At 32.5% G+C, this 17,623-nt stretch carries 16 protein-coding genes; 10 read left to right on the top strand and 6 right to left on the bottom strand.

Going from position 1 to position 17,623, the window contains the following annotated elements:
* Positions 1 to 96 precede the first annotated feature (96 nt).
* Complete coding sequence (locus GFU93_RS07220; protein ID WP_160568358.1) at positions 97 to 1,146, bottom strand: branched-chain amino acid aminotransferase; 1,050 nt, start codon at positions 1,144 to 1,146, stop codon at positions 97 to 99.
* A gap of 85 nt (positions 1,147 to 1,231) precedes the next feature.
* On the opposite strand from GFU93_RS07220, the gene mnmD reads away from it, so the two are divergent.
* From mnmD to GFU93_RS07205, 3 genes are all read left to right on the top strand, one after another.
* Positions 1,232 to 1,918, top strand: a complete 687-nt coding sequence (mnmD, locus tag GFU93_RS07215; RefSeq protein WP_255448663.1) for a tRNA (5-methylaminomethyl-2-thiouridine)(34)-methyltransferase MnmD — start codon at positions 1,232 to 1,234, stop codon at positions 1,916 to 1,918.
* Positions 1,906 to 2,331, top strand: coding sequence for an NUDIX domain-containing protein (locus GFU93_RS07210; RefSeq protein WP_160557390.1), 426 nt, complete (start codon positions 1,906 to 1,908; stop codon positions 2,329 to 2,331). The genes mnmD and GFU93_RS07210 overlap by 13 nt, the downstream gene beginning before the upstream one ends.
* Before the next feature lie 179 nt (positions 2,332 to 2,510).
* Complete coding sequence (locus GFU93_RS07205; RefSeq protein WP_146105565.1) at positions 2,511 to 2,714, top strand: hypothetical protein; 204 nt, start codon at positions 2,511 to 2,513, stop codon at positions 2,712 to 2,714.
* Between the two features lie 205 nt (positions 2,715 to 2,919).
* Here GFU93_RS07205 and GFU93_RS07200 read toward each other — a convergent pair whose 3' ends face one another.
* The 3 genes from GFU93_RS07200 to GFU93_RS07190 all read right to left on the bottom strand — a co-directional run bounded on the left by GFU93_RS07200 (position 2,920) and on the right by GFU93_RS07190 (position 5,726).
* A complete protein-coding gene (locus GFU93_RS07200) occupies positions 2,920 to 3,252 on the bottom strand; it encodes a heavy-metal-associated domain-containing protein (protein ID WP_160568356.1) in 333 nt (110 codons plus the stop codon).
* 68 nt (positions 3,253 to 3,320) lie between these two features.
* Positions 3,321 to 4,985, bottom strand: coding sequence for a DEAD/DEAH box helicase (locus tag GFU93_RS07195; RefSeq protein ID WP_105297264.1), 1,665 nt, complete (start codon positions 4,983 to 4,985; stop codon positions 3,321 to 3,323).
* A gap of 90 nt (positions 4,986 to 5,075) precedes the next feature.
* Entirely contained in the window at positions 5,076 to 5,726 is a 651-nt protein-coding gene (locus GFU93_RS07190; protein WP_105297263.1) for a Crp/Fnr family transcriptional regulator, read from the bottom strand.
* A gap of 208 nt (positions 5,727 to 5,934) precedes the next feature.
* Here GFU93_RS07190 and GFU93_RS07185 point away from each other — a divergent pair, with 208 nt between their 5' ends.
* The 6 genes from GFU93_RS07185 (at position 5,935) to GFU93_RS07160 (ending at position 14,579) form a co-directional block, all read left to right on the top strand.
* Complete coding sequence (locus GFU93_RS07185) at positions 5,935 to 7,242, top strand: anaerobic C4-dicarboxylate transporter family protein (RefSeq protein ID WP_160542829.1); 1,308 nt, start codon at positions 5,935 to 5,937, stop codon at positions 7,240 to 7,242.
* A 41-nt stretch (positions 7,243 to 7,283) separates the two neighbouring features.
* Entirely contained in the window at positions 7,284 to 8,684 is a 1,401-nt protein-coding gene (aspA, locus tag GFU93_RS07180) for an aspartate ammonia-lyase (protein WP_160568354.1), read from the top strand.
* Between the two features lie 269 nt (positions 8,685 to 8,953).
* Positions 8,954 to 10,657, top strand: coding sequence for an aspartate-alanine antiporter (gene aspT / locus GFU93_RS07175; RefSeq protein WP_160568352.1), 1,704 nt, complete (start codon positions 8,954 to 8,956; stop codon positions 10,655 to 10,657).
* Between the two features lie 47 nt (positions 10,658 to 10,704).
* On the top strand, positions 10,705 to 12,345 hold the full coding sequence (gene aspD / locus GFU93_RS07170) for an aspartate 4-decarboxylase (protein ID WP_160568350.1): 1,641 nt from the start codon (positions 10,705 to 10,707) through the stop codon (positions 12,343 to 12,345).
* Positions 12,346 to 12,374: 29 nt separating this feature from the next.
* Positions 12,375 to 13,436 carry a type II asparaginase gene (locus GFU93_RS07165; protein ID WP_105297285.1) on the top strand — a complete coding sequence of 354 codons (1,062 nt, stop codon included), beginning with the start codon at positions 12,375 to 12,377 and terminating at the stop codon, positions 13,434 to 13,436.
* A 6-nt stretch (positions 13,437 to 13,442) separates the two neighbouring features.
* On the top strand, positions 13,443 to 14,579 hold the full coding sequence (locus GFU93_RS07160) for a porin (RefSeq protein ID WP_105297258.1): 1,137 nt from the start codon (positions 13,443 to 13,445) through the stop codon (positions 14,577 to 14,579).
* 149 nt (positions 14,580 to 14,728) lie between these two features.
* Here GFU93_RS07160 and GFU93_RS07155 read toward each other — a convergent pair whose 3' ends face one another.
* Positions 14,729 to 15,724, bottom strand: coding sequence for an AMP-binding protein (locus tag GFU93_RS07155; protein WP_160568348.1), 996 nt, complete (start codon positions 15,722 to 15,724; stop codon positions 14,729 to 14,731).
* Positions 15,725 to 15,805: 81 nt separating this feature from the next.
* On the bottom strand, positions 15,806 to 16,813 hold the full coding sequence (locus GFU93_RS07150) for an o-succinylbenzoate synthase (RefSeq protein ID WP_160568542.1): 1,008 nt from the start codon (positions 16,811 to 16,813) through the stop codon (positions 15,806 to 15,808).
* 100 nt (positions 16,814 to 16,913) lie between these two features.
* On the opposite strand from GFU93_RS07150, the gene GFU93_RS07145 reads away from it, so the two are divergent.
* Entirely contained in the window at positions 16,914 to 17,504 is a 591-nt protein-coding gene (locus GFU93_RS07145) for an endonuclease (RefSeq protein WP_160568346.1), read from the top strand.
* Positions 17,505 to 17,623: the final 119 nt, after the last annotated feature.

Here is a 17,623-nt window from a genome sequence, read left to right as displayed (position 1 = left end):
TCATAGGTTTATACATAGGTAATAAAAAACTTCTGAATCACAAACTGTTCCAGAAGTTAGCAAAAAAATATTTTTGGGTTATAAATAATTATAATTTTAAATTTTATATCTCCATTCAAAAGGATCTTCAATTTCATTAGTTTGTATACCCACTAACTGTTTTTTAAGAAAAACGGCATAACTATCTTCATCCGATAATTGAGGCAACTCCATGATAGAATCTTGATAGCCCAAATGAGAATACCTTGAAATTACCACGGCAGTACCACAACCGAATATTTCTTTTAAATTACCTTCTTGATATGCATTTACAATGTCGTCAACAGATATCCGTTCTTCCTTAATATCCAGATTGTGATATTTGGCTAAATGTACTAAGCTGTCTCTGGTAATACCGCTTAAAATCGTTGTGGAAGTAGGGGGAGTGTAAATGGTGTTTCCGATTCTTACCATAACATTCATAGTTCCGGATTCCTCAAAATACTTATGATTTTTACTATCGGTCCAAATTACCTGATCAAAACCATTTTGATTAGCTAGAAATGTAGGATAAAAAGAAGCCCCGTAATTACCGGCGCATTTAGTAAATCCAACCCCTCCGTCTACTGCACGAGTATAATAGTCTTCAATTTTAATTTTTAAGGGCTTATCATAATAAAGTCCGGCAGGAGAAGTCATAATAGCAAAAGTATATTTTTTAGATATCCTTGCTGAAAACATTTCTTCAGAAGCAAACATAACCGGACGAATATATAGTGAAATACCCGGTTTAGTAGGAATCCAACCCCGATCCAAATCAATTAAAGCATAAAGTCCATCAAGAAAAATTTCTTTAGGTATTTGCGGCATAGCTAAACGTTCCGCAGATTTATTAAATCTTTCAAAGTTTTTTTCAGGTCGGAATAAAAAAACCTCATTATTTTTATCCTTATATGCTTTCATTCCTTCAAAGATGGCTTGGCCATAATGAAGAGCCATCAAAGCAGGAGAATAGTTCATCGAACCATAAGGCATAATAATCGGTTCTCCCCATTTACCGTTTTCGTATTCACATATGAGCATATGATCAGATATGTTGGCTCCAAAAGGGGAGTCATTAGGATCGATTGTATCTAATCTGGAGTTTGCTATTTTATTTATTTTCATTACTTAACTTGCTAAAATTGTTTATTGAACATTTCAAAATTAATAAATAAATCATTTGATAGATTAAAAAGAGTTGTAATTTTGAATGGATTTACGTTTTATGTTAGAAAGAACCATCATTACCACATCTGAAGGTACTAAAACCTTACATATTCCTGAATGGAATGAGACTTATCATTCCCGTCATGGTATCATGCAAGAAGCAGAACATGTATTTATATCTCATGGATTAGATCAATTAAAAATTTCTGAGATTTCCATTTTGGAAATGGGTTTTGGAACGGGTTTAAATGCTTTTTTAACGTTATATAAAGCAATCGATAGGGATTTGACTGTTCGATATTATACGTTGGAAAAATATCCTCTTACTCATGAAGAAATTAAAGAGTTACATTACGGGACTTTACTAAATAAAGAAAAAGCAGAAGAATATTATCAATCATTACATCAAGCAGAGTGGGGGAAGGAAACTCAAATTAATAAAAATTTTACTATCATTAAATTTAAGGCAGATTTTCTTGAATTAAGAAATTTACCTATTTCCGATATAAATGTAGTTTATTATGATGCTTTTGGAGCAAGAGTTCAACCCGAGCTTTGGGAAGAAGATATTTTTAAGCAAATCTTCGATCGGATGGCACCACAAGGATTGCTAACTACCTATTCCAGTAAAGGAAGTGCAAGAAGAGCCATGCAAAGGGTAGGATTTGACGTAGAAAAATTAACAGGACCTAAAGGAAAACGAGAAATGGTTAATGCATGGAAAAGATAACAAAATTAAATGTAAGAGTATATGGACTCTTAATAAAAGATAATTGTTTGATGTTTCTACACGAAATGTATGCGGGAAAACCATTACTTAAATTGCCCGGTGGAGGATTGGAATTAGGAGAAGGAACTCGGGATACATTGATTAGAGAATTTAAAGAAGAATTAAATTTAGAAGTTACAGTAAAAGAGCATTTCTATACTCAAGATTTTTTCCTGGAATCTAAATTAACTCCCGATAGTCAATTACTTACCGTGTACTATAAAGTGGAATGTAATGATCTTTCCAATCTTCAAATAATAGAAAAGTCCATAAATCAAATAGAATGGATGCCTTTAGATCAAATTACCTTAGATAGTATCCCATTACCGGTCGATAAAATTGTAGTAAAAAAATTACTTCATAAAAATACCTGAGTATTTAGAATGATTATACCGATTATATTAATTTATTCTAAATATAAATTGCTTTAAATCAGTTATTTAGAATAAATCTTTGAATCTTAATTTATAATTTTGTATCAAAGTTTTTAAATAAAATAATAATTGATATGGAATTAAAGTTAGCTAAATGCTGTGGTAATTGTGAGCATTTTTTGAATGGGCAGTTATGTACTATTAAAGAAATTGCTGTAAGCCAAAATCAAGTTTGTAATTCATACGAATTTAAAGTGATTCCTCATAGAGAAGATGATTGTTTGAAATGTTCAAAATTTCAGAAATCAAATTGCGCCCATCCTAAGGTAGCAAGTGAAGGTATTATGTGTACGGTATGGTATCCAAGAGCAACCGCCTCATAAATTTTTGAACTAATAAATTAATTTTTTAATATAAGGAATTGGCTTTTTGAAGTCAGTTCCTTTTTTTTGCAGAGTAAATTTAGAATTAAAACAAAAAAGAGAGCTCAATAAAATTGAGTTCTCTAAATTGATAAATTAATGTATTAAATTATGAGAATTAAAAAAATTCTCTAAAAGAACGCTTAAAACTATTTTTACTATCTTTTTAATATTGACAACATATCGGTAATTTTTTATAATCGGAATCTTTAGCCTTATATTTTTCATTGCTGTATCCCGATTTTGCTATTTTTTTCAAAATAGCATTCAAAGATGTTTGCGTATCATCATAAGTTATAGTTGCAATTTTAGTGCCCGGATGCCATAGCACAGCAGAAACATTTGCTTCATAACCGGCTTTTTCAATAGTTTCCTTGCACATATTGCAATTACCGTAAACTTTTATTTTTTCAACTTTTTGATTATTTATTTGTGCATTTATTTCAGTAAATGAAATGAATATCAATAGGATGACAAAAATTTTTTTTATAAGTTTCATGATTTATGGTATATTTTAACAGGTAGCTTAAAATAATTTAAACAATTTAGAAATTTCATCTATACCTTCTATTGAGCTATTTCCAATGACATGTTTTTACCATTAAAACTTAACTGATTAATTTTCTTTAATAATTGATCAGTATAATTGGCGTCAACTTCGAAAAAGGTAAATTTATCTCTAATATCAATTTCGCCAATATCCGCTCTCGCACCTTTCGTGTTTTTATTAATTAAGTCAATAACCGTTACTTTGTTAAGATTATCTCTTTTGCCTAAATTAAAGAAAAAACGAGTGAAATTCCCTTTTTTACTTTTTCTGTTTCTTTTATTTCCGTCTTTTGAGTCTTTTCTATCCTTTCTGTTTCGGCTTGTGGAAGATTTTTTACCTCTTTCGGCTGCTCTTTCGTTCTTATCAATAGGAGCAATATCTTTCTCGTTTTTATAGAATTCCCAAGTTGATTTTAATTCAAGGAACATTACCCTTTTATAAAGTTCTTCTTTAGAAATGTTGGATAGATCAGGAATAGTGGAAAGTTCAAATTCTTCGGAATCAAAATCGGAATTAAGCAGCTTATCCGATAAATAAAGTTCTTTCGCTTTTAAAATATCCTCTTTGGTAGGAATTTTCATTTCTTCTACCTTAATAGAAGTTTCCTTTTTAATGCGATTAAATTTAACCATTTCGCTAGGACGAATAATAGCTATAGATTCTCCGTCTTTTCCTGCTCTACCGGTTCTACCGCTTCTATGGATGAAAACTTCCGGATCATCAGGTAATGAGTAATGAATCACATGAGTAAGGTCATTTACGTCCAACCCTCTGGCTGCCACATCCGTAGCAACAAGGATTCGTAAATTTTTCAATCGGAATTTTTTCATCACCATATCTCGTTGAGATTGTGATAAATCTCCATGCAAAGCATCAGCTGCATATCCTTGGTGCATTAAGAAATCTGCAACATGTTGAGTTTCCACTCTCGTTCTGCAGAAAATAATTGAATATATATTGGGATTTGCATCCAATACTCTTCGTAAACCGTTATTTTTTTGACGGTCACGCACCATTACGAATTTATGAGTAATATTTTTCTTTACTTCATTAATTCCTCCTGCTGATATTTTTTGTGCACCCTTCATATAATTTTTAGCAATAGCCTCTACTTGTTTAGACATAGTTGCTGAAAATAATAAAGTTTGTCTTTCTTTAGGCGTTTCTTTAAGAATTGTTTCCAATTCGGCTTTAAAGCCCATAGATAACATCTCATCTGCTTCGTCTAAAATCAACCATTGAATTTGATTAATTTTTAGAACCCCCCTTTTAAGCATATCATTAACCCTTCCCGGTGTACCTATTACAATTTGAGGATTATTTTTCAAACCTCTGATTTGCTCAGAAATATTGGATCCGCCATATACTGCCAATGAGCGTATTTTGGATAAATATTTTGAATAACTGGCAATATCTTTAGAAATTTGTAAACACAGTTCACGAGTTGGACAAAGAATTAAGGCTTGAACATGTTTTTGATAGGGATCTATCATTTCCAATATAGGTAATGAAAATGCAGCAGTTTTACCGGTACCTGTTTGTGCTAAAGCTATTAAGTCTTCTTCCTTGGATAATAAATAGGGAATGGTTTGCTTTTGGATTTCAGTGGGTTGAGTGTAACCCAACTCTGTTATGGCCTTTAACAAATCTTCTGATAGGCCATACTCTTTGAATAAATTCATCAATAATTTTTAAAAATCAATACAAAGATATGATTTGTTTGTTAATTAACAATTCAAGAATTGATTTATGTTTTTTAATAATTACTGAATTTATCCGTATTTTATTATTTCTTCCAGTTTTTCGAGATCTTTTATAATAATGTCTTTGCCCTTCGTTTTGATCAGTTTTTCTTGTTCAAATTTTGTAAGGGTATGAATAATGCTTTCTCTGGAATATCCTATAATTTCAGCAATTTCAGTTCGAGTTAAACTTATGTCTTTAAAATTTTTATTACAAAATTTTAAAATAAACATAGCCATAGCTCCTTCCACATTTTTAAAACTAAGATTAATCAACCATTCCATGGTTTCCCGTAGTTTAAATTCTAATTTATTGCTTATTTTAAGATAAAAAGATTTATTTAATTCACATATTTTTTGAAACAAGTTTTTAGGAAAAACCATTAATTTAGAAGCGGTAAGCGAGTGAGTACTGTAAGGATAATGTTCCAATAATATATAATCCTTACCTATAATTTCTCCCTTTCGAGCTATATAAACAATTTTTCTTTTATTGCCGGATTGGTACGTCATTTTACAATACCCTTCCAATACAAAATATATATTAACCGCAAAACTACCTTGTTTAAAAAGGGCTTCTCTGGAATCAAAGTCAACAATACTACAATTTTGAGAGAGAAACATTTTCTCCTCCTCAGTTAATATAGCATAAAAAGGGATGGTAGTAATCAGCTTCTCCATGTTCAAAAAAGTAAGATTTTTCACTTACAAAGGTAGTTATATTGTTTTTAAAATACAAATAACATCACTTACAAAAAATAATGAAAATCTTAATTATCTGTTTACATTTGCAAATATTAAATAATTAAAACTAAGATTTGTTATAAATATTATACATATTATTAGGTTTAAATTAAATAAAATTAATTTTTAGATGAGTAACACTTTAATGATTTTGCTGGAATTTATGGTTGTAATGGCAGCCATATTTATCGGGGCGAGAAAAGGAGGTTTAGGATTAGGTATTTTCGGAGGTCTGGGATTGGCTGTTTTAGTTTTTGTTTTTAAGCTGAAGCCGCAAAATCCGCCCATAGATGTCATGTTAATGATAGTTGCCGTAATTACGGCAGCAAGTACATTACAAGCATCCGGGGGTATAGACTATATGGTAAATATCGCTGAAAAGCTTTTAAGAGCTTATCCTCCTGCCATTACCATAGTAGCCCCTATTGTTTCTTATATTTTTACGATGATTGCAGGTACCGGACACATAGCCTATGCACTGTTGCCTATAATATCAGAAGTAGCCACCGATGCAAAGGTGAGGCCTGAAAGACCGTTAAGCATTTCGGTCATCGCGTCACAACAAGCCATAACCGCAAGTCCCATTTCAGCAGCTACGGCAGCTTTACTTAGTGTAATTATGGTAAAAAACCCGGAATTAAGACTTACGGATATTTTAATGATATCAGTCCCATCCACTCTAATTGGAGTCATAGTTGCTGCAATTGTACAAATGTTTATAGGAGTAGATTTAGAAAAAGATCCTGAATATCAAAAAAGAATAAACGAAGGCTTATTAGAAATAAAAGAAAAAAGCAGCAAAAATAAAGTAAGTTTTGGAGCAAAACTATCTGTGATCATCTTTTTGGTTAGTGTTGTAGGTATAGTGGTATTTGGTTCCATAGACGGAATGAAGCCCACTTTTAATGGAGTACCAATGGCTATGCCTCATATCATAGAAATACTTATGTTGGCAGCAGCAGGATGTATCTTACTATTCACTAAAACCAATGTAGAAAAAATAGCAACCGGTTCCATTTTCTCTGCAGGAATGCAAGCAGTAATAGCTATTTTTGGTATAGCCTGGATGGGTGATACTTTTTTTGGAGGAAATTTAGATTTCTTCAAAGGATTGTTAACCACTATGGTTACAGAATATCCGTGGACCTTTGCAATAGCCTTATTTATTATGTCCATCATGCTGTTTAGTCAAGCAGCAACCGTACGAGCACTTATGCCGTTAGGGGTTTCCCTGGGCATACCTATCCCTAGTTTGATAGCTATGTTTCCCGCAGTAAACGGATATTTCTTTATTCCAAATTATCCAACCATAATAGCTGCAATAAACTTTGATCGTACCGGTACTACTCGTATAGGAAAATACGTGGTAAATCACTCTTTCCAATTACCGGGATTTATCGCAACCATTGTAGCTGTAAGTGTAGGTTTTGGTTTAGCATATTTACTATTTTAAAAATAAAAAAACAACCGTAAAAAAATTATAAATAAAAAATTATGTACAGAGTCGAAAACGATTTGATAGGAGATTTAGAAGTTCCTGAAAATGCATATTATGGAATTCAAACTCAAAGGGCTGTAAACAATTTTCATATAACAGGTATAAAATTATCTAATTATCCGGAATTAATTAAAGCATTAACTTATGTAAAATGGGCGGCAGCAGAAACTAATTGCGAATTAGGAGTGTTAGATGAAAATATCAAAAATGCAATTGTAAAAGCATGTCAGGAAATTATAACCGGTAAATACGACAAAGAATTTCCAAGTGATGTAATTCAAGGAGGAGCAGGAACTTCAACCAACATGAACATAAATGAAGTGGTAGCCAATATTGCATTAGAAATAATGGGACATAAAAAAGGAGAATACCAATACTGTTCTCCTCACGATCACGTAAACCTTTCCCAATCTACTAATGATGCCTATCCAACTTCTATAAAATTAGCAGCAATTAATTCGAACATGATCTTAATTGATCATTTAAAACAATTAATTGAATCTTTCCGCAACAAAGGAAAAGAATTTATGCATGTTTTAAAAATGGGAAGAACCCAATTGCAAGATGCAGTACCAATGACTTTAGGTCAAGAATTTGAAGCTTTTGCAGAAACATTAAGTGAAGATGTGGACCGGTTGACTCAAAATTCTAATTTATTTTTAGAAATCAATATGGGTGCTACAGCCATCGGAACCGGATTAAACGCAATCCCCGGATATGCTGAATTATGTGCTAAAAAATTAGCGGAAATAACAAAATTACCGTTTATATCTGCGAAAAATTTAGTTGAAGCAACCCCGGATACCGGATCATATGTTATTTACTCGTCAGCTTTGAAAAGAGTAGCCATCAAGCTTTCAAAAATTTGTAACGATTTACGTCTATTATCATCCGGACCTCGTTGTGGACTGAACGAAATCAATCTACCGGCTATGCAACCGGGATCTTCCATTATGCCGGGAAAAGTTAATCCCGTTATTCCGGAAGCAATGAATCAAACTTGCTTTAAAGTTATTGGAAATGATTTAACAGTAACTATGGCGGCAGAATCCGGGCAACTCCAATTAAATGTAATGGAACCTGTAATTGCATACAGCTTGTTAGAATCAGTTCATATCTTAATGAACGCAATGGACTGTTTACGTATAAATTGTATCGACGGTATAACAGCTAATGAACAACATTGCAAAGATATGGTATTAAACAGTATAGGAATTGTTACAGCATTAAATCCCTATATAGGATACAAAAACAGCACCAAGATAGCTAAAGAAGCCTTAGAGAAAAATTTAAGTGTTTATGACTTAGTGCTCGAAAATAAGCTTTTATCAAAAGAAAAATTAGATGAAATATTGAACCCGCAAAATATGCTGGGGCCTCATAAGTATAAAGACTAATATAACCTTGAAAAGCAATTGAGAAATCAATTGCTTTTTCTTTTTTAGTTATATATACTATCAAGAAATTCATTGAAATATTGAACCTAATATAAATACTTTTAAGGAAGAATTTTTTAGACATTAAATAAGAATAGTGAAAAAATATAAGTTCATTTTGTTGGCATATTAATTGTATTTTATATAGAGTTATTTTATGGGATAAAAAATATTATTTTCTTTTTTTATCTCTAATTAACCTAAAAAATATTTATTAAAAAACAAGATATATGGAATGGATTTTAAAAACTATTCAAGGTTCTCCTGAATTAGCTATTTTTCTCACCTTAGCATTAGGTTTTGCAATCGGACAAATAAAAATTAAAGGATTTAGTTTAGGCGCCGTTACGGGCGTTCTTTTAATGGGAGTATTAATCGGACAGCTGGGTATTTCCATTTCGCCTACCGTGAAATCAGCATTTTTTCTCATATTTTTATTTGCCGTTGGATATAGTGTGGGTCCTCAATTTGTGCACGGATTAAAAAAAGAAGGATTGCCGCAAATTGCATTTGCAGCCTTAGTATGTGTATCTTGTTTATTAGTGGGATGGGTTGCCGCAATTATTGCGGGTTTTGATGTAGGAAATGCAGCAGGATTATTAGCCGGAGCTAATACCATATCAGCAGTAATTGGAGTTGCATCCGATACAATAAATCAGTTAAGTATAGACTCTTCTCAAAAACAACAATTAATAAATCACATTCCCGTTGCGTATGCAGTAACTTATATATTTGGAACAGCAGGGACAGCATGGTTTTTATCATCCATTGGACCTAAACTTTTAGGAAAAGATGTTATAGGGCAAACCAAAAAATATGAAGAATCATTAGGAGGAGAAATACAAGATGATGATTCAAGTTTAGAATATGCTTACGATGGAGCAACTTTTAGAGTAATTGAAGCAGGAAGTTCATTTTTTAATCAAAAACGCTCCGTTCAAGAGGTTGAAAATTTACTAGTAAACAAAGGATGGCCCGTTTATGTTGAACAAATTCGTTCAGCTTCCAACAATGAAATTATTTCAGATCCCAATCCTGATACTACTATCAATAGGGGAGATCGAATGGTTTTAAATGGCCCGTTAGATACCATCTTGTCCGATGAAAATCTGGTCGGTAAAGAAGTTGCAGATTTGGAATTATTGGATTTTAAGGTAGAAAGTTTAAAGGTAATGGTTGCCAATAAAGAAATAATCGGAAAATGTTTACATACCTTAAAATACAATAAAAACAGACACGGAGTAATCATATTAAAAATACATAGAGGAAAAACAACAATTCCTTTATTAAAAAATGTAACCATCCAACGAGGAGATATTGTGGAAATAGAAGGCAGGAAAACAGACGTAGATAAATTTGCTTCCTATTTAGGTTATCCGGAAAGACCCACTAATGTTACTGATATTCTTTATATAGGACTGGGTATTTTTTTAGGAGGATTATTAGGGTCATTATCAATCCGTACCGGAAATATTCCTTTAAGTTTAAGTGCCAGTGGAGGAGTTTTAATTATGGGAATTATATTCGGATGGTTACGATCCTTGCGACCTACTTTTGGATACATTCCTTCGCCCTCAGTTTGGCTGATGAATAATTTGGGTTTAAATATGTTTATTGCCGTAGTAGGAATAAATGCAGGACCCGATTTTATTTCTGGATTGAAAACGGCCGGAGTAAGCTTATTTATCGCAGGAATATTTGTAAGTATCGTGCCCATGTTCATTGGTATATTATTGGGAAGATATGTATTTAAATTCAATCCTGCCATTACCTTAGGGGCTTGTGCTGGAGCCCGAACTACAACTGCTGCATTGGGAGCCTTGGAAGATACATTACAAAGTAAAGTTCCGGCCCTGTCTTATACCACTACTTATGCCGTTGGTAATACGCTACTTATTATATGGGGAGTAGTAATTGTTTTGTTAATGAGCTAGCCATTGAACACGTAAAAATTAGTAAAACAAGAAAAAAGTAAATAACAATGGATATTTCTAAACTAAAAACCTCTCGTCGTAAAGAGCAGCAATTAGAACAACTAAGCCCTTTTGAGTTAAAAAATGATTTGATTAAATTAGCCTCAGATCAACAAACCAAACCCACCAGAACCATGTTAAATGCAGGTCGCGGAAATCCCAATTGGATAGCAACAGTTCCTCGAGAAGCATTTTTTACCTTAGGAAGGTTCGGAATAGAAGAATGTAAAAGAACCTTAAATAAACCCGAAGGATTGGCGGGGATACCCGAAAAAAAAGGAATAGGTAAAAGATTTGAAGCATTTTTGGAAAAAAATAAAGACCAACCCGGTATTGAACATTTAAAAAATACCTACAAATACGGTATAGAAAAACATAAATACGATCGCGACAGTTGGGCACACGAATTAGCGGAAGGAATTATCGGAGATCAATATCCAAGTCCGGTAAGGATGTTAAAACACATAGAACCCATAGTTCACGATTACCTCATTCAAGAAATGTGCGGGAATAATCCGCAAAGAAATGGTAAATATGATATTTTTGCCGTAGAAGGAGGAACGGCTGCCATGTGTTATATTTTTGATTCTTTGATGGAAAATTATTTATTAAGAAAAGGAGATCATATTGCTTTAGGAGTTCCTGTTTTTACTCCTTACTTAGAAATACCTGAATTAAAAAGATATGATTTTAAGGTAACTTACGTGCATGGTACAGGAAAAAATAGCGACGGAACTTCCAACTATCAATATCCGGATGAAGAATTAGATAAATTAGGAGACAAAACCATCAAAGCCTTTTTCATTGTTAACCCAAGTAATCCCACCTCAGTAGAAATTTGCGATAAGAGTAGAAAATATCTCATAAAAGTAGTTAAAAACCTCAATCCAAATTTAATGATATTGACGGATGATGTTTATGGTACTTTTGTTCCCAAATTTAGCTCATTAATGAATGAATTACCACAAAATACACTTTGTGTTTATTCATTCTCAAAATATTTCGGAGCCACAGGATGGCGTTTAGGGGCTATTGCTTTATATGAAGATAACATTTATGATAAAATGCTAAAAGCAATACCTGAAAAAGAAAAAGCTAAAACTGCAAAATTATATTCCAGTTTGACTTTATATCCTGAAAAACTGAAATTTATTGACCGATTAGTAGCAGACAGTCGTCAAGTTGCATTGAATCATACTGCAGGATTATCCTTACCTCAACAAATACAAATGATGTTGTTTGCATCGTTTGCATTATTGGATAAGCAAAATCACTATAAAAAAGTGTGTACAGATTTAGTAAAACATAGATTTAATCTACTTTGGGAAGGAATGAATATACCTATCAAACCCGATCCGGAAAGAGCATCTTACTATTGTGAAATAGATATTCATGAATGGGCATCTAAAAATTACGATAAAGATTTTGTTACTTTCTTGGAAAAGAATTTTGAACCCGTAGATATACTTTTCAGATTAGCTGAAAAATCTTCCATAGTATTATTAAATGGAGGAGGTTTTGCCGGTCCGGAATGGTCAGTAAGAGTATCGTTAGCAAATTTAGATGACGATGATTATAAAACTATAGGAAAAAAGCTTTCAGAAACAATGTACGAATACGTAGAAGCATGGAAAAATTCAAAAAAATAAATTCAAATATTAATTATAATTATTTAACTATGAAAACAAAAAGTTTAAAAAATTTGTTCAGTTTGTTTGTATTGTTTATTTTTATGGCGGTTAACGCACAGTATAAACCAACTATTTACATTTTAGCAACAGGAGGAACCATCGCGGGACAAGGGTCATCCTCTGTAACTCAGGCATATACAGCCGGTTCTATTACAGTAGATGAACTTTTAAAAGCAGTTCCTTCCATTAAAGACATTGCTAACATTAAAGCAGAGCAAGTAGCAAATATCGGAAGTCAGGACATGAATGACGATGTTTGGCTAAAATTATCGAAAAGAGTTAATGAATTGCTTAAACAAAAAGATGTAGACGGTATTGTAATTACCCACGGTACCGATACACAAGAAGAAACAGCATATTTTCTTAACTTAACCGTAAAAAGCAACAAGCCTGTAGTATTAGTAGGTTCCATGCGTCCATCTACTGCCATTAGTGCAGACGGTCCTAGAAATATTTACAATGCAGTTGCATGCGCTGGATCGCCGGAATCTTTAGGTAAAGGAGTAATGGTAGTAATGGATGATAAAATTATAGGGGCTGATGATATTACCAAAACGCATACTCTTTCTGTAGGAACTTTTGAAGATCCAAATTATGGGAATTTGGGAATCGTGTATAACGGTAAACCCATCTATACCCGGGAATCTGTAAAAAGACATACAATAAATTCAGAATTTGACATAACTAACATAACTAAACTGCCTAGAGTTGAAGTAATTTTAAGTTATTCCAACGCTAAGTCATTATTTGTAGATGCTGCAGTTAATGCCGGAGTAAGAGGAATAGTTACAGCAGGCGTTGGTAACGGAAACATTACCACCGATCTACAAAATGCACTTGCAAATGCAGTAAAAAGAGGAATTGCAGTAGTTCGTTCCTCCCGAATTTCAATGGGACCAACTGCTCAATATGATGAAGTAGATGACGATAAATATGGATTTACAGCATCTTGGTATTTAAATCCGTATAAATCCAGAGTATTATTGATGCTTGCTTTAACCAAAACAAATAATTATAAGGAAATACAAAGAATGTTTACAGAATATTAAAAATTTATGAAGAAATTAAGTATTACGAAAAAAATTCTCATAGCGGCTAATTGTTTATTTTGTTTGTCCATGTTCGGACAGCAAACCAATCCAAGTACAGGAGAAAACACTGTTAATGAACCATCTTTCAAATCCGTTCTGGATAAGTTATTGAAAGATGACAAAATGTTAAACATTATGTTTGATACTCGTGTAGATTATCAAGCCACTTTTAAAGGAAGTAAAACGGATCAAAGCAGTTTCAGAGGAAATACTGTAAAAGTATGGTTTGAAGGTGAAATAATTCCGGGGTTTCGTTACAGGGTACGTCATAGACTAAATACCCCTCAAAACGCATTGTACAGAGATAACTATTCATCAGCAACCGATCAAGCTTATTTCGAAATTGATGCAGGAAAAAATTTAACATTCCGTGTAGGTAAACAAGCAGTACAATTCGGTACTTTTGAATTTGACTATAATGCTGCTGATGTTTACTTATATACTATGACCTATAATGACCTGGATGCGTATAAAACGGGGGTTAATGTAGCTTATAGAGTAGCAGGACAAACCTTAAATTTTGAAGTGGTAAATTCGGATGCGCCTCAATTTGCTACCGATAAATATAAAAATAAATCATTAGCAGGTTTATTCTTATGGGAAGGTAGTCTTTTCAACAATGTATTTAGAACTCGATATGGATATGGGGCCTTTCAACATGATGCGAGCAAATATTATAACTGGATAACCATTGGTAACCAAATCAATCTTAAAAAATTTACAGCTGAATTAGATTGGTATATGGGAGATCGTGATATGGATTACGGGGATGTCGTTCAAAATGAAGATTTAGGATTAAGACATGTTAGAGACAATTCTGTTTCAGTTAATTTTAAATACGATTTAGGAAAGATAAAACCTTTAATTAAAGGAGTATGGAATAAAAGAAGAGATCAAATAAATTCTTCTTCCTATATTAATGGAGGTGTACAAGCAGCAGTTGAATATTATCCATTTACAGATCCGGCTATTAAAGACCTGAGATTCCACCTTATGTATGCGTATAACAGAACCAATTTTAACGGAATATATAACGGTTTAGATGGAATTAATGGAAATCAAATTATTGCAGGTATGCGTTGGTTCTTGAAAATCAAATAGAAATTGTACGATTATACTCAAATATTTTGACAAAAAAGCCTTATAATTTATTTATAAGGCTTTTTTTATACCTTAATTTTTTCAATGTAAAATTTAAACTTAGTAGAAATAAAAAATCATTTTAAAAACAATCGAAATAAAAATAGAGCTTATATTTTTCGGATGATTTTTCCGGTAGGAGTTTTTGCAAAACTTTCTACATAAATAAACTCTTTAGGTTTTTCATATTTATTTTCAAAATTGAAATCTAGAATTTGTTTTTCCAAATTGAGATCTTTTTTTCCGGCTATAATAATCACTACTTTACTACCTAGTAAAGGATCTTGTACGGATGAAATGATAAAATCAGATTGAATAATAGATTTCAGTTGTTTTTCGACTTGTTCAGGAAAAATTTTAATTCCTCCGGAATTAATTACATGGTCCATTCTTCCTTTCCATTCAAATTCATTGTCAGAAATGAGCGAAACCAGATCATTAGTTACAATTTCTTCTTCCAAAAATGGAGGAAGAATACACAAACAACCTCTTTCATCCACACGAATTTTAGTATAGGGCATAACTTTAAAAGCCGAATTTGCCGCATGACCCGATATTTTTTTTAGTGCAATATGTGATATCGTTTCCGTCATTCCAAAAGATTCATATATATCGGTAGTTTGTTTTTTTAATTCGGATACCAATTGAGCGGAAGGCTGAGCGCCTCCTACAATCAATTTTTTTATAAGGTAAAGCTTATCCAATGAATTTTCAACTTGCATAGGCGTCATTGCAGAAAAGGAAAACTCTCTGTTAACATTCTCAAGGGGATGAGATACGGGCTTAATGCAATAAAGATCTAAATTCCAAACGATAGCTCTTACTAACATCATCTTACCTGCTATATAGGAAGAAGGCATACAAAGAAGAGCGCTGTCATTAGCTTTGAGATTTAAAAAAGTACCCGTCATCTTTGCGCTTTCAGCCATAGCCTTTTTAGTAAGTTCAATATTTTTTGGAGTTCCGGTGGAACCGGATGTCTTTGTGATTATAGTGGATAAAGCAGAATACCAATCTTTTAAAAAATCAACAAGGTCTATTTGCCATTTTTCTTGACAAGGTATTGCATTTACGTCTATAGGTTTTGAAAAATTCAGATGAATCATAAGAAATTTTTTTTCTTTATACGATAATGATTACTATCAATGAGACTATATATTTCAGTAATATAGAATACTTTTTTCAATTTATGGATTATAAAATAGATATTCACCCCTTACGGAAAGTTTAGAAGGGAAATTATTAGTATATAAACTTCCTGTACCCAAACCTTGCGGCATGTCTTTATGAAATAAAGCAGTCCATTGCGCTATAGCATTTAATCCAATATTGGATTCTAAGGCTGAAGTGATCCACCAATCTATATTTTTAGATTCGGCTATTTCAATCCATTCTTCCGATCCTTTCCATCCGCCAATTAAAGAAGGTTTTAAAATTATGTATTGGGGTTTTATAATTTCTAACGTTTTTTCTTTTTGATCTTTATAAAACTTACCGATCAATTCTTCGTCCAAAGCAATAGGAGTGGGAGTATATTTACATAATTCAGCCATTTGATTTTCATTTCCGGCTTTAATGGGTTGTTCAATGGAATGAATTTCAAGTTGAGCCAGTTGCTCTAATACCTTTTTTGCTTCCTCAAAAGAAAATCCGCCATTAGCATCCACTCTCAATTCCAATTGAGAAGCAGAAAATTCTTTCCGTAAGTTTTGTAATATTTTATATTCTTCTTGCCAGTTAACACCAATTTTAAGTTTTATACAACTATAATTTTGTTCAAGTTTTTGTTGGATTTGCTCACGCATAAAGTCCAAGTTTCCCATCCAGATTAATCCGTTGATTTTAATTCCTTGTTTTCCTTCGGTAAATTCAGAAGGAAAAAACATCCCGTCTTTACTGTTTTCAATTTGAGCAAAAATTTGTTCAATACCAAATTGTATGGAAGGAAATTCTTGACAATTCATTAGCAAAAATTCTTTTCCTTCATTGATATGATCACATACCCATTGCAGTTTAGGCTCATATTCCGTTTCGGAATCAGCACTTAAACCCCTAAAAAAACTACATTCGCCAACATATTCCGTATCTGAATTTTGAACTTTTAAAAGATAAGTTAGCTTAGAATTTAATGTTCCGCGAGAAGTTCCTGCCGGACGCTTAAATTGTAATTCGTATGAGGTGAAATTTGCCTGTATCATATAAAAAATAATTATAATTAGTGAGATATTTATCTTAACTTGAACAAAAGTTAAAAACTTTATCAAAGTTATTACCAACGCTAAAATTACAAATAATATGAAGAAAATTTTATTATTTTGGATTGTACTATCCACTTGTTTTTTTTATTCTCAGCAAGCTGAGATACCGTTTATAGAAAGTAAGTCAATACCTCTCAACTATTATGCGGATGCATACGGTACGGGATATGACTTAAAAACACGTTTGAAAGAAATTATCAAACAGGGACATGTACCAATTGGATATAAAGGTTTGTGGAATTTATATAAGTCCATGAGTGCTTTTGGTGATCAATGGTATGAAAACGACGGAACTGTTTTGGATATTTATTCTGAGATACCTAACGGTGCGGATCCCTACAATTATCGGTTTGGAATAGATCAGTGCGGAAATTATACTAAAGAAGGAGATTGTTATAATAGAGAGCACCTGATACCGCAATCTGTATTTTATAAAAAAAATCCCATGCTGTCTGATGCCTTTCATATTTGGCCAACGGACGGAAAAGTGAATGCCATGAGAAGCGATTATCCGTTTGGTAGAGTAGGTAACAGCAAATGGGTATCCAAAAACGGATCTCAATTGGGTAGCAATACTAATTCAGGGTATTCTAAAGGGTATAAAGGATGGGATTCGAACATTAATTGAATACCAACTACTTATAGTTGTTGGTATCAAAAAGTATTAATTAAGGTTTTTAAAACTATTTTTTAAAAAATTACAACACATTTTGTACGTATCAACTTGTTTCCAATCATAAAAGTTGG

Origin of the sequence: Apibacter sp. B3546 (genome assembly GCF_009827885.1) — a bacterium.
In the GTDB taxonomy this organism is placed as follows: domain Bacteria; phylum Bacteroidota; class Bacteroidia; order Flavobacteriales; family Weeksellaceae; genus Apibacter.
This window is presented reverse-complemented; position numbering and strand designations above follow the sequence as displayed.

Excerpts from the sequence above, each read along its gene's own strand:
- GFU93_RS07200 (WP_160568356.1), bottom strand. The coding sequence starts at position 3,252 with ATGAAACTTATAAAAAAAATTTTTGTCATCCTATTGATATTCATTTCA.
- GFU93_RS07190 (WP_105297263.1), bottom strand. The coding sequence starts at position 5,726 with ATGGAGAAGCTGATTACTACCATCCCTTTTTATGCTATATTAACTGAG.
- aspA (WP_160568354.1), top strand. The coding sequence starts at position 7,284 with ATGTACAGAGTCGAAAACGATTTGATAGGAGATTTAGAAGTTCCTGAA.
- GFU93_RS07165 (WP_105297285.1), top strand. The coding sequence starts at position 12,375 with ATGAAAACAAAAAGTTTAAAAAATTTGTTCAGTTTGTTTGTATTGTTT.
- mnmD (WP_255448663.1), top strand. The coding sequence starts at position 1,232 with ATGGATTTACGTTTTATGTTAGAAAGAACCATCATTACCACATCTGAA.
- aspT (WP_160568352.1), top strand. The coding sequence starts at position 8,954 with ATGGAATGGATTTTAAAAACTATTCAAGGTTCTCCTGAATTAGCTATT.
- GFU93_RS07195 (WP_105297264.1), bottom strand. The coding sequence starts at position 4,985 with ATGAATTTATTCAAAGAGTATGGCCTATCAGAAGATTTGTTAAAGGCC.
- GFU93_RS07145 (WP_160568346.1), top strand. The coding sequence starts at position 16,914 with ATGAAGAAAATTTTATTATTTTGGATTGTACTATCCACTTGTTTTTTT.
- GFU93_RS07210 (WP_160557390.1), top strand. The coding sequence starts at position 1,906 with ATGGAAAAGATAACAAAATTAAATGTAAGAGTATATGGACTCTTAATA.
- GFU93_RS07160 (WP_105297258.1), top strand. The coding sequence starts at position 13,443 with ATGAAGAAATTAAGTATTACGAAAAAAATTCTCATAGCGGCTAATTGT.
- aspD (WP_160568350.1), top strand. The coding sequence starts at position 10,705 with ATGGATATTTCTAAACTAAAAACCTCTCGTCGTAAAGAGCAGCAATTA.
- GFU93_RS07220 (WP_160568358.1), bottom strand. The coding sequence starts at position 1,146 with ATGAAAATAAATAAAATAGCAAACTCCAGATTAGATACAATCGATCCT.
- GFU93_RS07155 (WP_160568348.1), bottom strand. The coding sequence starts at position 15,724 with ATGATTCATCTGAATTTTTCAAAACCTATAGACGTAAATGCAATACCT.
- GFU93_RS07185 (WP_160542829.1), top strand. The coding sequence starts at position 5,935 with ATGATTTTGCTGGAATTTATGGTTGTAATGGCAGCCATATTTATCGGG.